The sequence below is a fragment of the Saprospiraceae bacterium genome, from assembly GCA_026129545.1.
GTDB lineage: Bacteria > Bacteroidota > Bacteroidia > Chitinophagales > Saprospiraceae > M3007.
The window spans coordinates 2,950,933-2,965,289 of the sequence record JAHCHX010000001.1; the positions used below are offsets into that span (position 1 = coordinate 2,950,933).

Annotated in this window: 12 protein-coding genes; 7 read left to right on the top strand and 5 right to left on the bottom strand. The window is 52.8% G+C overall.

What is annotated here, in order from left to right; translation table 11 throughout:
* Positions 1 to 29: 29 nt before the first annotated feature.
* The 3 genes from gldG (at position 30) to KIS77_11450 (ending at position 3,408) form a co-directional block, all read left to right on the top strand.
* Positions 30 to 1,733 carry a gliding motility-associated ABC transporter substrate-binding protein GldG gene (gene gldG / locus KIS77_11440; GenBank protein ID MCW5922951.1) on the top strand — a complete coding sequence of 568 codons (1,704 nt, stop codon included), beginning with the start codon at positions 30 to 32 and terminating at the stop codon, positions 1,731 to 1,733.
* A 27-nt stretch (positions 1,734 to 1,760) separates the two neighbouring features.
* Positions 1,761 to 2,054, top strand: coding sequence for an antibiotic biosynthesis monooxygenase (locus KIS77_11445; protein MCW5922952.1), 294 nt, complete (start codon positions 1,761 to 1,763; stop codon positions 2,052 to 2,054).
* Between the two features lie 253 nt (positions 2,055 to 2,307).
* On the top strand, positions 2,308 to 3,408 hold the full coding sequence (locus KIS77_11450; GenBank protein ID MCW5922953.1) for a hypothetical protein: 1,101 nt from the start codon (positions 2,308 to 2,310) through the stop codon (positions 3,406 to 3,408).
* 7 nt (positions 3,409 to 3,415) lie between these two features.
* Here the strand turns inward: KIS77_11450 and KIS77_11455 are convergent, their stop codons facing one another.
* Positions 3,416 to 3,952: a hypothetical protein gene (locus KIS77_11455; protein ID MCW5922954.1), complete on the bottom strand. Its 537-nt coding sequence runs from the start codon at positions 3,950 to 3,952 to the stop codon at positions 3,416 to 3,418.
* A 26-nt stretch (positions 3,953 to 3,978) separates the two neighbouring features.
* Complete coding sequence (locus KIS77_11460; protein MCW5922955.1) at positions 3,979 to 6,138, bottom strand: hypothetical protein; 2,160 nt, start codon at positions 6,136 to 6,138, stop codon at positions 3,979 to 3,981.
* Here KIS77_11460 and KIS77_11465 point away from each other — a divergent pair.
* Positions 6,137 to 6,331, top strand: coding sequence for a hypothetical protein (locus KIS77_11465; protein MCW5922956.1), 195 nt, complete (start codon positions 6,137 to 6,139; stop codon positions 6,329 to 6,331). The genes KIS77_11460 and KIS77_11465 overlap by 2 nt on opposite strands.
* Before the next feature lie 64 nt (positions 6,332 to 6,395).
* Here KIS77_11465 and KIS77_11470 read toward each other — a convergent pair whose 3' ends face one another.
* A complete protein-coding gene (locus KIS77_11470; protein ID MCW5922957.1) occupies positions 6,396 to 7,193 on the bottom strand; it encodes a hypothetical protein in 798 nt (265 codons plus the stop codon).
* Between the two features lie 150 nt (positions 7,194 to 7,343).
* On the opposite strand from KIS77_11470, the gene KIS77_11475 reads away from it, so the two are divergent.
* From KIS77_11475 to KIS77_11485, 3 genes are all read left to right on the top strand, one after another.
* Positions 7,344 to 8,045, top strand: a complete 702-nt coding sequence (locus KIS77_11475; protein MCW5922958.1) for a YceI family protein — start codon at positions 7,344 to 7,346, stop codon at positions 8,043 to 8,045.
* A gap of 9 nt (positions 8,046 to 8,054) precedes the next feature.
* Positions 8,055 to 9,524 carry a proline--tRNA ligase gene (gene proS / locus KIS77_11480; protein MCW5922959.1) on the top strand — a complete coding sequence of 490 codons (1,470 nt, stop codon included), beginning with the start codon at positions 8,055 to 8,057 and terminating at the stop codon, positions 9,522 to 9,524.
* A 108-nt stretch (positions 9,525 to 9,632) separates the two neighbouring features.
* Positions 9,633 to 10,028 carry an OsmC family protein gene (locus KIS77_11485; GenBank protein MCW5922960.1) on the top strand — a complete coding sequence of 132 codons (396 nt, stop codon included), beginning with the start codon at positions 9,633 to 9,635 and terminating at the stop codon, positions 10,026 to 10,028.
* Between the two features lie 203 nt (positions 10,029 to 10,231).
* On the opposite strand, the gene rfbA is transcribed toward KIS77_11485, so the two are convergent.
* Positions 10,232 to 11,101, bottom strand: coding sequence for a glucose-1-phosphate thymidylyltransferase RfbA (gene rfbA / locus KIS77_11490; protein MCW5922961.1), 870 nt, complete (start codon positions 11,099 to 11,101; stop codon positions 10,232 to 10,234).
* A 263-nt stretch (positions 11,102 to 11,364) separates the two neighbouring features.
* A complete protein-coding gene (infB, locus tag KIS77_11495; protein ID MCW5922962.1) occupies positions 11,365 to 14,319 on the bottom strand; it encodes a translation initiation factor IF-2 in 2,955 nt (984 codons plus the stop codon).
* Between the last annotated feature and the right edge of the window lie 38 nt (positions 14,320 to 14,357).

The following is a 14,357-nucleotide window of genomic DNA, read 5'->3' on the forward strand; positions in this document are numbered from 1 at the left end:
GTACTTTTGCCACTCTAAATAAACACATCATGGCTCGTTCCAAGCGTTCACAAGCCTTTTTGCAGTTTGGCCTTTTTTGTGGCATCTTGTTGTTTGCCAACATTTTGGCCAGTGCCTTTTACACGCATCTCGACCTTACGGAAGAAAAACGCTTCACACTCACCCGCCCCACACGGGAGCTGCTCAAGGGGCTGAAAGACCGCATCTATGTTCAGGTGCTGCTGGAGGGCGAATTCCCGGCGGGATTTAAGCGCCTACAAACTGCCACGCGCGATATGCTCAATGATTTTCGCGCCGTTAGCGGCTATATTGACTATCAGTTCGACGACCCCAACCAAGGGACGCTGGAAGACGTGAACGAGCGCCGCAAGGCATTGGCAGAGCAGGGCATCGTGCCAGTCAACTTGCGCGTGGCCGACCAAGGGCAACGCTCCCAACGACTTATCTACCCGGTGGCGGTGGTCCATTACGGCAATCGCCGGGTAGTGGTCAAACTGCTCGAAAACGAGTCGCCCAGCCTGAATCCAGAGGTCGTCATCAACAATTCGGTGTCACTGTTGGAGTACAAATTTGCCAACGCAATTAAGAAGATTCTGACCCCCGAACGCCTGCCCATACTTTTCACGAAGGGGCATGGGGAGCTGGACCGGTTGCAAACATCCGATTTGGAGCGTGCCCTTAATCAGTTTTACGACACAGACCGCATCACACTCGACTCTTTGGTGCAATTGCGACCGCAAGATTGCGCTTTGCTCATCGTGGCCAAGCCGCTCACGGAATTTTCGGAAAAAGACAAGTTCAAGATTGACCAATATCTCATGCAGGGTGGCCGCGTGTTGTGGCTCATTGACCGGCTTAATGCCGACCTCGACAGCATGCGTCACACGGGGCATTTTGTGCCATCGGACTACCCGCTCAACCTCGAAGACATGCTCTTCAAATACGGCGCTCGCATCCAGCCCGACCTTGTGCTCGACCTCGAATGTTCCAGAATCCCGTTGGCTACCGGGCAAATGGGCAATGCTCCTCAAATGGAACTGTTCCCATGGTACTATCATCCCGCTGTGTTGCCAACTGGCAACCACCCGATTGTGAAAAACCTTGACCGAGTGGAGCTGCGATTTTGCTCTTCCATAGATACCATTCGCACCAAAACACCCGTGAAAAAAACACGGCTGCTGACCAGTAGCCGCTACAGCAGGCTGCAATTCAGCCCGATTGATTTAAATTTTGAAATCCTGCGCTACGACCCTGACCCCGCCAAATTCGACAAAGGGATGCAAACCGTGGGTCTCTTGCTGGAAGGTATTTTCCCCTCCAACTATGAAAATCGGGTATCAGCCGAGATGCAAGCGGGCTTGCAGCAGCTAGGCCTCACGTTCAGAGCGGAAAGCGAACCGACCCGTATGCTCGTCATTAGCGACGGCGACGTGGCTGCCAATTTTGTGCGCGATGCCGCCAAGAAAGAGTGGCTCCCGCTTGGTTACAATCGTTTTGAAAATAGCACTTATGCCAATAAAGACCTCATGCTCAATGCCATCGAGTATCTGATAGACCCTACGGGTGTCATCGAGGCCCGCACGAAAGAAGTGAAATTGAGGCTGCTCGATACCGTGAAAGCTAAAAAAGAGCAGGCGTTATGGCGCGTGCTCAACATCGGCGTTCCGCTTGTTTTTCTCGGTGTGTTTGGGTGGTTTTTCAATTGGCGGCGAAAACGGCGTTACGCGCTTTGACAGGCTTTCAAGATACCTTCTTTGTTGATGATAAAAAGAATTGTGAAAATGACTTTCCGGGAGGAAGCGGTGGAAGTCTTTCTGCGGGATGTATTTGAGCACAGCAAAAACCGCATCCGTGCCTTTCCCGGCTGCCTGCACATGGAACTCTTGCGTCAGACCAATGCGCCGAATGTGCTTTTCACCCTGAGTATCTGGGAGGATGAGGCAGCATTGGAGACCTATCGGCAATCCGACCTGTTCCAAACCACTTGGGCCAAAACCAAAATTTTATTTGCCGAAAAAGCAGAGGCATGGTCGGTGGAGGTGGTGGGCGGTTGAGTAGAATGTTGCGGACTCTTCGGATATTTCAGCCATGAAAAAAACATTCGCCCCCTTTCTTTTGCTTTTTGTGCTCCTATTGGCCGCGCCCAGTTTCTCCGACTTGCCCTCCGTGGAACAACTGCGCGAACATCCCGCGCCGCTTTTACCCCTCCCCTTTATTTCTGTGCAAAATAAACTTGCCTACCAAAACCTTGTCTCCACGCAGGGGAACGACCACGCTCCCCCTTGGGGCTTTTTTGCGCATAGGCGCATCAATCGCTTGGCAGTGCTGACACTGCCCCCCGAAATGATGGTGTTTTTCAAACCCAACATTGACTGGCTCGCCGACCACGCAGTAGATGCCGATATGCGGCGCTACGCGACCAAAAACGAGGCCCCGCGCCATTACATTGACCTTGATATGTACGGTGAGCCGCCCTTTGATAATGTGCCGAGGCTGTGGGTGGATGCCATGATAAAATACACCGACCTGTGGGTGGTGACAAGCAGGGGCGATACCGTGCAACTATTTGGCGCTCAAAAACCCGTCGCGGAGGAAACAGCATCTTCGTACAAAAACTTCTTCATCCGCTGTGTGCTGCCGCGCTACTACAAAGACGACCTCAATTTGCCCTCCGATACCCTAAACACCTTTTTGGAGGAAAATGAAATACCCATGCGTGCGCAGAAAGCCTTTTACCGCGAGCACTTGTCGGAACACGGCATTGTGCCGTGGCATCTGCAAAAGATGCAGCGCGACCTCACCGAAGCCTTCCGTCAGCGCAATTCCAGACGCATACTTCGCCTTTGCGCGGACATGGGACACTATATCGGCGATGCTCATGTGCCGCTTCACACCACGAGCAATTACAACGGACAAAAAACGGGACAGCATGGTATTCATGGCTTTTGGGAAAGCCGTGTGCCAGAGCTTTTTGCCGACGAAGAGTATGATTTTTTTGTGGGCAAACCCGAGTACATCACCCATCCCGTAGATTACTTCTGGCAAGCGGTTTTTGATAGTCATAGCATGGTGGACAGTGTGCTGACGATGGAACGCAGCCTCAGCCGCAGCTTCCCTTCCGACCGACAGATGTGCCCAGATATGCGCAATGGCCTATCCATACTAGCCCCTTGTCGCGATTATGCCGCCGCCTACCAAGCCGCCCTACAAGGCATGATGGAGCGCCGAATGAGGGCGGCCATTCACGCCACCAGCAGCGCATGGTTCACCGCTTGGGTGGATGCCGGGCAACCGGACCTGACGAAAATGGATATCCCTCCGGCAACCGAAGAGGAACTCAAGGAAGAGGCCGAACTTAAAAAAATGTTTGGACAAGGGCGGATATTAGGACGGTCAGAGGAGCATTGATAAATTCTCATCGCCCTCGAAGTTTCTCCTTTAAGTCGCGGCGTAGCAGATTCCTCAACCAACCAAATATCCGCCCCGGCTTTTCTTCTTTTTCGTCTCGCTTGATCGAGTTCTGTGTTGAAGATTTCCAATGCTCGTAAAGGGAAGCCAATTTGGGATATTTTATTGTGAGCTCATCCAATACCGATAGAAACCGATGCAAGTCAATCATTGGATAGGCATTCGATACGCATAAGGCAATCTCGACTTCTCTCTCCTTTCCATTTTCCAAACTTTTCTTTCTCCATTCTTGTACTTTTTGCCCTTCATCCCGGGTGGACCAGAGCAAAATATCGAATAGGCAGCCTATTTTGTGAGCGTCTATGTTGTTTGACAGTTCTATTATTGTTTCAACATAGTCAGACTCTTCGTGTGCGCGAATAAGGTCATTCGCTAAATCAAATACAGATTCGTCGAAGTCCCGTTCAAATGGATTCTTGTCATTTATGGTTATTTTGAGGAAAATCTCATCCAGTCGTTTTTTTATGTCGTCCATATTATTCATGCTCATAGGATTTGTACTGATGCCGATTATTTATTCGGGCAGGTTATGCCGTCATCGGCTTTCCCGTTGCAGTCATTGTCCAGTTTGTCGCATATTTCTGGTGCACCGGGATAGACGGCAGGATTGGCATCGTCGCAATCCTCGTAACTGAAATACCCGTCGCGGTCGCGGTCTTGATAAAAAAAGTTTCGGGCGAGTTGGAAGGCCGCCGCGCCGGTTTTTGCGCCGATGAGACGGCCCGGTATGTCGTCGAACGGAGGGTTGGTGCCGGCCCAGATGCGCGACAGGCTTGCTTGGTCGGCGGCATCGCGGTAGGTGGCCCATTGAAGGGTGACATCCATGCTCGGGCCTTTTTCCAAGCTTAGGAAATTGCTATCTGCCCTTACGGGATATTCGCCCAACCCGCCGGGAAAATAGGCATCCCCTGTCAGCAGGAGCAATGCCTCAGCCGCAGAGTGAGAGAAGGAGGAATGTTCGGAAACGTAGCCGGGATATGGAGGCGTGATGAAAGTTTTGGGCTGAAAGGGAAACCAGTTTTCGGCCAGTATCCACCCGGCACCCGCCGTTTGGGTGGCTGGGTCCGTCACCGAAAACGGCCCTTTCCAAGCGTACAATTTGATTTTACCGACGTTTTCCTTTTGGGTGCCAGCCAGCGGGTCGTTTTTAGTTACCAATTCTATTCGTCCGGGTAGCAGCGGGATGCCTGCCGGGTTGTACGCCGGAAGTCTGGGGTCAGAGCTTTGGCCAAGGCCAGTCAAGTAGCGCAGCGCCGAAACGGGGCGTATGCCGTCGTACCGACGCTTGATGCTCCACGTTGCTATGGCCGCATCGTGCAACGCACTGCCGAGCACAAAATATGCCTTGACATCCCATTCCAAATCGCTCATGAGGCGACCTTTGCCGTTGAATTTTTTGACCAGACCAGGCTGGTCGCTGATGTAGTTCAACATGGCGAACCAGTGTCCCGCAATAGTTTCCTTGTTCGGCCCTTCATCCCAAAACCGCGCAGCCACACGAATAAAGTCGCCTCGCGGCACGATTTGGGGTTCGTAAGGCTGCCCTGTGTGAGGGTTTGTCTTGTGGCCGCCTCCCGCGTCGCGCCCGATTTCCATGTTGTAAAAATCGCGTAGTTCGCTCAGGTTTTGCGGGTAATGCTGCACGTTGCCGATGCTGCGCGGCGACACATCCCATTGCACCCCGTCGCTGGGGTCAAGGTAAGCAGACCAAGCGGCTACCAAGGCAAAGTTCCATGCATAGTCCGGCGAGGTGCCGCCGCCTTTGCTCGCATTCAACCGCGGCAGAAAATCGGTGCCGGGGTCGAGATAGACCCGATGTTGCTTTCCGTCGCGTTGGTAAACGCTCATATCCTGTCTGTGCAGGGCAAAGGGGTGCACCAGTCCCCAATCGGGGCACTGGAAAGCTTGGGTGGACGTGACCGGGCGGCCACTTGGGTCTGTGGAGCCGACGTATTCGATGAGCGGCTTGCCCCCGCATTTGCACTCCAGCATTTTGTGGCCATCCTGCTCGATGGCGATGTTCATTTTGAGGGGCTGCCAGCCGTTCGGCTCCGACAGCGCTGAGGTGCCGGGAGCCGTGATGTCCAAAGGTGGGTTCACGGCCTGATAAGATTGGCTCCTGTAGTTGCCTTGCTCGTTTATCTCGTCCTGCTGACCCATTTGAAGAATGCAATGTGCCAAATAGGAGCCTAAAGCAGCGGGCGAACCTGACTCGTAATTGGAAGAGTAGTCCCGAAAATTGTATCCGTGTTTTTTCATGAGGTCCTGAAATCTGCTCAATGCCCCGCCGCTACTCGGCGAAAGCGTGTAGCGAGCCATGAGCAGTCTGTACGCGGCAAAACTCATCGCTTCTTTACGGGCGGCTTCAATGTCTTTTGGTACGGGTATTTCCTTGCATGGGCAGGTGAAGCCTCCAACCGTTTTGCCAAGCAGGTAGGTCTCGGCTTCGGTGTCGTAGGCTGCCCAGCTGTCGTAAAGAGCGATGGAAAAATGAAAGAGATTGCGGGCCTGCACTGCTGGCCGGGCGAGGTCTTCCCTGATGGTTTGAAGCAGAGTCTCATTCCATTCGCGTGCTATGGAATGTTGAGCAGCGAGTATTTTTGGAAAAATCAGGAAACAAACGAACACGAGCAGTCGTGCAAATGGCAGTTGGTGCAAATTGAACAGCATGGGTATCCGGCAGGGTGAGTTTGTGGCTGAAAACTTTGGGCTGGCAGAAAAACCAGTCGGCTGGGGAACGTGTGCCTTGTTCTTTCGATGGGTGAAGGTAGAAAGCGACGGCATTTTTCTTGCCAATGAAAATCATACAAATCAATCAAGGGCATCCCTGCCTTGCCAGCGGGCAGGTTCAAATCCTCTTTAATCTGGGTATATCAACCATGCTCAAAACTCGGCGACGCGGAGACTAATGCCTATGTTTCGGGTGGCTACAGCTCCCCTCCCGTCGTCCAACACTTGACGGTCAATGGCTGCTGCTGAGCGTTCCGGTAATTTTGCAACAAACCTTTGAGAGAATCGGGAGACGATAAGAGACGGCGAACGAACACGCTTGCCGTTTCCGCCGGGGCGATGCGCCCGTGCAGTGTAATCACGCCAGTACCCGATATGGTGAAGTAACTGTAAAAACCCGGCGCGAGGTCGTTTTCAGCGGTAAGTGTTTTCAGGTCTGTGAGAAAATTGTCGGCTATCGGCATCGAAGGCTCATCGGGCGTGGCCGCGTAACCCCAAATGATGCCGTCTGGCAAGTGTTCCAGTACATAGTTTTGGACTTCAACGCCCTGCGCATTGGGTAGGGATAACACATGGCGCCCATTCTCGATTCGAAGTGTCCCATTGTTCACGATTACATCGCGCAAGGAGAGGCTAAACGGGTAGGTGCCATCGTCCAGATGACCGAGCGGGATGAATTGTTTGGCGGTGGCAGAGTCGCCCACACATGGGGAAGGTCGCTGCACGCCCAAAATCGTCACCTCGATGCGCCCGCCCAACAAGGCCACGCTGGCATCAATGCCAAAGTCGGGACACTCGAATTTAGCCATGCTCTCCACCCAAAGGCCAAAAGTTGGGGTGCCGTCGGTGGGGGCGCGGTCTTGAAAAACATCTACCCTGTATTCAGGCGGGATAGTCACCACCACGTCTTTGTCATCCTCGATTCGGCAGGCCGCTATCAACGACGCCAAAATGCCGAGCAACAACGGCAAACGTAGGCAATGTAAATTTTTCATTGAAAATGGTTTTGGAAAAAGCCGATTAAATAACGCGGCAAACCCGTAAGTGCTGCCCGCGCATGAATTTTTTTGTCGAAGTTACTGCCAAAAGCTGCAACCCGTACCTTTGCACTTCTTTTTTGTGCAAATGCTATTTCAAGACATACCATGATGCGCGTTTTAAAATTGACCACCCTCTCGATATTGAGCGTAATAGCCCTGATTTCTTGCAAAAACGATTCAAAACCAACTCGTGAGCCCGTTGCCACCCCCGTATCGAAATCCGACACCATACGCCTGTCTTCCATACCCGCTGAAGGAGCCGCCACTTACGCCATCACCGATGGGGTGGTAAGTTGGCTAGGTAAACGAACCATCGGCAATCGGCACACAGGGACTTTGAACGTGTCAAGCGGAGAATTGAAGGTGAATCAGGGACATTTGTTGAGTGGTAAAATAACCCTCGACATGACCTCTATCAATGTCAACAATATAAAAGACCCGGGCGCCAAGGCCGACCTTGAGTCGCACTTGAAAGACTCCGATTTTTTTGAAGTAAAAAAATACCCAGTAGGCGAATTTGTGTTCGACGAAGTATTGCCCAGCAACTTGCCTGATTTCAACTGGGTGGTCAGTGGTCAGCTCACGCTGAAAGACACAACCCACCCTGTGAACATTCCACTCAAACTGACCATCAACAACGATGAATTGAAAGCGCAGTCGGCCAATTTCGCCATCAACCGAACCAAGTGGGGGGTCAATTTCCAATCAGGCTTGCTTGGCACGGCCAAGGACAAAATCATAGAGGACATCGTGCCGCTCTCATTCACGGTCACGGCAAAAAGAATAAAAATCGAACCACATCACTGACGAAAAAACATGGCAAAAGAAATAACGCCCCGCTCGGAAAACTACTCGAAGTGGTATCTGGACATTGTGCACAAGGCCAAGCTGGCCGAAAACGCGGAAGAAGTGTATGGCTGCATGGTCATCAGACCCAATGGCTACGGAATATGGGAAAGAATGCGCGACGCGCTGGATGCCATGTTCAAGGACACAGGCCATGTGAATGCCTATTTCCCGCTGTTCATCCCCAAGCGTTTTTTGAGCAAAGAGGCAGCGCACGTCGAAGGCTTTGCAAAGGAATGTGCCGTCGTGACGCATTACCGCCTGAAAAACGACCCCGATGGCAATGGGGTTATCGTTGACCCAGAGGCTAAATTGGCGGAGGAGCTCATCGTGCGCCCCACCTCCGAAACCATCATCTGGAATGCTTATCGCAATTGGATACAAAGCTACCGCGACCTGCCCATCCTTATCAACCAATGGGCCAACGTGGTGCGTTGGGAAATGCGCACACGCCCGTTTTTGCGCACGGCGGAGTTTCTCTGGCAAGAAGGCCACACCGCTCATGCCTCAGCCGAAGAAGCGATGAGCGAAACGCGGCTGATTCTCGACATCTACGCCCGCTTTGCGGAAGAGTGGATGGCCATGCCCGTCATAAAAGGAGTCAAGACACCGAACGAACGATTTGCCGGCGCCGACGAGACGTTTTGCATAGAGGCGCTCATGCAGGATGGAAAAGCTTTGCAAGCAGGCACCTCCCACTTTTTGGGGCAAAATTTTGCCAAAGCCTTTGATGTCTATTTCCTCAACAAAGACAACCAACAAGAACACGTTTGGGCCACTTCGTGGGGAGTGAGCACACGGCTCATTGGCGGTCTTATCATGACCCACTCTGACGACGACGGGCTGGTGCTGCCGCCCAAACTCGCGCCCACACAGGTCGTCATCGTGCCAATTCCGAAGCCCTCCCCAGAACTTACGGAAGCCGCCGACCGCATCGCCACCCAACTTCGCGCCAAAGGAATCCGGGTTTCCATTGACAACGACGACCAGAATCGCCCCGGCTTCAAATTCGCTGAATACGAAATGGTCGGCATTCCCGTGCGTCTTGGGCTTGGGCAGCGCGACTTGGCTGCCGGGCAAATAGAGGTGGCCCGCCGCGACACCAAGGAAAAATCCAGCGTTCCGCTCGATGGCATAGGAGACCACATCGCTCGACTGCTCGACGAGATTCAGCAGAATCTCTTCGACCGCGCCAAGACCTATCGCGATGCGCATATCACGAAAGCAGACTCTTTGGCTGAAATGGAAGATATTTTGGAAAACAAAGGCGGCTTTGTCCATGCGCATTGGGATGGCACCACCGAGACTGAATTGCAGATAAAAGAGCGTACGAAGGCGACCATTCGGTGCATCCCGTTGGATTGGCCTGATGAGGCAGGCCAATGCGTCCTGACGGGCAAGCCCAGCGAGCGACGGGTACTGTTTGCAAGAGCCTATTGAGCATTCGTAGGCGCTGCCCGGGCCATGATTTCAAATTATTGCTTGAATAATGGCTTGGCTATCAACCGCTAGAAAGCCTCAACTCTCAATTCATGTAAACAACCATCCATGACCGCCACTGTCCAATATCTCGGCGACCTCCGCACCGAATGCCTCCACCTTCGGTCAGACCAATCCTTTGTCACCGATGCCCCACCCGACAACCAGGGCAAGGGCGAGGCATTTTCGCCCACCGACCTTTGTGCCACTTCATTGGCCACTTGCATTCTGACAACGATGGCTATTCGTGCCCGCGACCTCGATATCACAGGCGCGAACGCCGAAGTCAACAAAATCATGTCTGCCGACCCACGCCGGATTAGCCGCATTGAGGTGAAAATCAAGATGCCGAAAAACAATTTTTCGGACAAAGACAAAAAGGTATTGGAAGCCATCGCCCGCACCTGCCCCGTGGCGCTTAGCCTTTCAGAAAAAATCGAGCAAGCAATTGCTATCGAATGGTGAGCATGCACATTGGCGTTGGGGGCCGGTCCGCTCGACGCTCCAAAACAAATTCACAATTCAAGTGAACTAGGGGGGGACTGCTGAAAACGTGCGCTAATTCTGGCGGTGACTCGAAATAACCGCCTGCTTAAATGCTTGAGGAACAACCGCCAAGGAAGCTCAACATCTACTTGAACAGTCCACACTTTTCTCGTTTGGGGCTGTCACTTGGCGAGTTTAAGCAGGCTCAACAGATACTCTCCATAACCGCTTTTCAGATATTTCTGCCCCATACGTTCGAGGCCACCGTCGTCAATGAAGCCCATCTCCCAAGCAATTTCCTCTATGCAGCCGATTTTTAATCCCTGACGCGCTTCGATGGCTTGCACAAATTGACTGGCCTGCATGAGTGATTCGTGAGTGCCCGTGTCGAGCCAAGCATAGCCGCGACCCATCACGCGTACTTCGAGATTGTTCCGCTCCAAATAATGCCTGTTGACATCTGTGATTTCGTACTCCCCACGAGGGCTTGGTTTCAAGTTTTTTGCCACTTCCACCACGCTGTTATCATAGAAATAAAGCCCCGGCACGGCATAGTGGCTCTTTGGCTGTTTGGGTTTTTCCTCAATGCTGATGGCTTTGAATTGTTTGTCGAACTCTACCACGCCATACCGTTCGGGGTCGGCCACCTGATAAGCGAAGATGATGCCGCCGTCAGGATTGGCGCAAGAACGCACCATTTCGCCCAAGCCCGCCCCATAAAAGATGTTGTCGCCCAATATCAGCGAAGCGGAATCTTTGCCGATGAATTGTTCGCCGAGTACAAAGGCTTGCGCCAGACCGTTAGGGATGTGTTGCTCGACGTAAGAGAAGCTCATGCCCAATGCGCTGCCATCACCAAATAGCTGTTGGAATTTTGGCAGGTCATAAGGGGTAGAGATAATCAACACATCGCGGATGCCCGCCAGCATAAGCGTGCTGAGGGGATAATAAATCATCGGTTTGTCGTAAACGGGCATGAGCTGTTTGCTCACGGCGAGCGTCAACGGGTAGAGCCGGGTGCCGAGTCCGCCGGCGAGGATAATACCTTTCATGCGTGGTGTTTTTTACGAGACTTGTTGCGGTGGAGGCCTTTGGCGAAGGGGAAGCCCTTTTTCCGACTGGCTTCGTTAAGTTTTTCGCCGAATATGCCCGATTTCGACTGCAAAATTTGCCTTGCCAGTCGAAAAAATGGCAATCCCCTTCACTCAAAGCCCTCCACCGCAACAAGTCATTTGACCGTAGGTGGTTTTTGGGCAAAAAAAACGCCTTCGTCGTTAGCGAAGGCGTTTATGATATGAGCGTTTTTTTAGCGTAGTTACAGCGTCGCCTTCACTTCGTTCACTATGTATGACTCGACCACATCTCCTGCCTTGATGTCATTGAAGTTTTTGATGGTCAAGCCACATTCGAGGCCAGCCTTGACTTCTTTAGCATCCTCCTTAAATCGTTTGAGCGAGGCGAGCTCCGCGTTTTGGCCCGGGTTGACTGGATAAACCACAATGCCATCGCGGATGATGCGGACATAGTGGTTGCGGCTGATTTTGCCTTCCAACACATAGCAGCCCGCCACTGTGCCAACCTTGGAAATTTTATAGACTTCGCGTATTTCGGTTTGGCCCATGATTTCCTCTTCTTTGGTCGGCTCCAACATTCCTTCCATGGCCGATTTGATTTCATCTATTGCCTCGTAGATGACGGAATAGAGTTTTATCTCGACCCCTTCTTTCTCGGCTAGCTTGCGTGCCGTGATGGATGGGCGCACTTGGAAACCAACGATGATGGCATCCGAAGCAGAAGCAAGCATCACGTCGCTGTCCACAATCTGACCAACGGCCTTGTGGATGACGTTGACCTGAATTTTTTCCATGGACAACTTGATGAGTGAGTCGCTCAGTGCCTCGATGGAGCCATCCACGTCGCCTTTGACGATGAGGTTGAGTTCTTTGAAGTTGCCCAACGCAAGGCGACGGCCAATTTCCTCAAGGCTGATGCGCTTGGAGGCGCGGGTGGCTTGCTCACGGATGATTTGCGAACGCCGTGCCGCTATTTCCTTTGCTTCCGCATCGGTAGCGGTTTCCTTCAGTTTTTCGCCCGCTTGGGGTGCGCCTGGTAGGCCGAGTACCATGACGGGCTGGGCTGGGCCAGCTTTTTTCACCTTTTTGCCGCGCTCGTTGAACAACGCTTTGACACGACCGGCATACTCTCCGGCGATAATCGGGTCGCCGATGTCGAGTGTGCCATTTTCAATAAGCACTTTTGACACATAGCCTAGGCCTTTTTCCAAAGAGGCTTCTAATACTGTACCCGTGGCGCGGCGCTTGGGATTTGCGTGTAGCTCGAGCAATTCGGCTTCCAGCAATACTTTTTCGAGGAGCTTGTCCACGTTGGTACCGCTTTTAGCCGAGATGTCTTGGCTTTGATATTTGCCGCCCCACTCCTCGACAAGTAGGTTCATCTGGGCTAGCTCATTTTTGATGCGCTCTGGGTCGGCGCCCGGCTTGTCTATTTTGTTGATAGCAAAAACGAGCGGTACGCCAGCTGCTTGTGCGTGGCTTATAGCCTCGCGGGTTTGAGGCATGATGCTATCGTCGGCAGCGATGACGATGATGGCGATATCGGTCACCTTTGCACCGCGAGCACGCATGGCGGTGAATGCCTCGTGACCGGGTGTGTCAAGGAAGGTGATTTTGCGGCCATCTTCGGTCGTGACTTCATAGGCACCAATATGCTGGGTAATACCTCCAGCTTCACCTTCGGCGACCTTCGCTGACCGGATGTAGTCGAGCAGAGAGGTTTTGCCGTGGTCCACGTGACCCATCACGGTGACGATAGGCTGCCGGGCGACCAAGTCGTTGGGGTCGTCCACCTCTTCCTCTTCCACTTCTACCTGCTCTTCTGCGGATATGAATTGCACCTCGTAATTGAACTCGCTTGCCACCACCTCGATGAGCTCGGCATCAAGTCGCTGATTGATGGAGACAAAAATGCCCAGCCCCATGCAGGTTTTGATGACATCGGAAGGCTTCACGTTCATGAGGGAAGCCAAATCAGAGACGGAGATGAACTCCGTTACCTGCAAGGTTTTGCTGTCCTCGGTGCGTGCCATTTCCTCCATTTCGGCTCGTTCGCGGCGCACGTCGCGCTTGTCGCGGCGAATTTTTTGACGCTTTCGGCTCGCTCCTGCGCCAATACGGGCCATTGTTTGGCGGATTTGGTCTTCAATCTGTTTTTGTGATACCTCTTTGGGTTCGTCACGTCGCCCGCGACCCTTGTTGTCGCCCTGATTGCTCGTCAATGTTGCTTGCAATGAAGCAGCATTGATGGGCTGTTGTACTTTTTTGCGTTTGCGCTTGTGGCGATTGGGGTCGCTGCCACCGCCACTGGGCTGCTGTTGGCCTCCTGCCTGCCCGCCGGGCGAAGAGGGGCGATTTTGTTGCTGCCCACCGCTCGACGAGCGGTTTTGTTGGCCTTGTTGGTTTCGATTGCCACCTTGACCTCCGCGATTATCATCGCGCCTTCCACCGCGTTGTCCATCGCGCCGACCGCCGCGTTGCTGGTTGCTTTCGTTGGTTTGCTCCGGCTTTGGTTTGTCCAAGCTAATGCGCCCAAGTATTTTAAGACCGCGTAGCGTGGGGGAATCGGCGCGATAAAAATCGTCCTCTGTGCCACCGCTGGATTCGCCTGTGGATGATGGTGTTGGTTCGGCTTCGGTAGAAGGGGGGGGCGGCGGAGCCTTTTCTGGCTCGGTTGGTTGTGGTGGTTTGGGTTTTTCCTCATGCTTGGCGGCGGGCTTGGATTCCTCTACTGGTGGAGGGGGGGGGGCGGGAGGAGGAGTTTCCTCCACCACTGGCGCTTTTTTTGGCGCATCAAGGTCTATTTTGCCGAGAATGCGCAAAGCAGGGCGTTCGCGTGTGACGACCTCAGGCTCTTCTTTTTTGGGCTGCTCTATTTTGGGTTTGGCAGTCTCTTCTCGAGGCGGCAAAAGGGATGGCCGGTGAGAGGGAGGGGGCGAGGGAGGCGCAATGGTAGATGTATTGCCACCGACGGCAACGGATTCTTTTTTGAGCACGGGGCGGGCAAGCTTGTCCGCCTCTTGTTTGATAGCAAGGTCTTTTTGAAATTCTTGACGCAACACCGCGAGCATTTCGTCGCTGATGTCGGCCATCGGTTTCTCTTCCACATCAGCAAATCCTCTGCTGTGCAGTGTTTCCACGATGGTGTGGAGTCCGACGTTGAATTCTTTTGCTACCTTAATTAATTTTTGAGCCATGCAGTGGTTTTACCTGTCTTTTCTGTAGAAAAAACAGT

Excerpts from the sequence above, each read along its gene's own strand:
- KIS77_11455 (MCW5922954.1), bottom strand. The coding sequence starts at position 3,952 with ATGAATAATATGGACGACATAAAAAAACGACTGGATGAGATTTTCCTC.
- infB (MCW5922962.1), bottom strand. The coding sequence starts at position 14,319 with ATGGCTCAAAAATTAATTAAGGTAGCAAAAGAATTCAACGTCGGACTC.
- KIS77_11460 (MCW5922955.1), bottom strand. The coding sequence starts at position 6,138 with ATGCTGTTCAATTTGCACCAACTGCCATTTGCACGACTGCTCGTGTTC.
- proS (MCW5922959.1), top strand. The coding sequence starts at position 8,055 with ATGGCAAAAGAAATAACGCCCCGCTCGGAAAACTACTCGAAGTGGTAT.
- rfbA (MCW5922961.1), bottom strand. The coding sequence starts at position 11,101 with ATGAAAGGTATTATCCTCGCCGGCGGACTCGGCACCCGGCTCTACCCG.
- KIS77_11465 (MCW5922956.1), top strand. The coding sequence starts at position 6,137 with ATGGGTATCCGGCAGGGTGAGTTTGTGGCTGAAAACTTTGGGCTGGCA.
- KIS77_11475 (MCW5922958.1), top strand. The coding sequence starts at position 7,344 with ATGATGCGCGTTTTAAAATTGACCACCCTCTCGATATTGAGCGTAATA.
- KIS77_11470 (MCW5922957.1), bottom strand. The coding sequence starts at position 7,193 with ATGAAAAATTTACATTGCCTACGTTTGCCGTTGTTGCTCGGCATTTTG.
- KIS77_11445 (MCW5922952.1), top strand. The coding sequence starts at position 1,761 with ATGATAAAAAGAATTGTGAAAATGACTTTCCGGGAGGAAGCGGTGGAA.
- gldG (MCW5922951.1), top strand. The coding sequence starts at position 30 with ATGGCTCGTTCCAAGCGTTCACAAGCCTTTTTGCAGTTTGGCCTTTTT.
- KIS77_11485 (MCW5922960.1), top strand. The coding sequence starts at position 9,633 with ATGACCGCCACTGTCCAATATCTCGGCGACCTCCGCACCGAATGCCTC.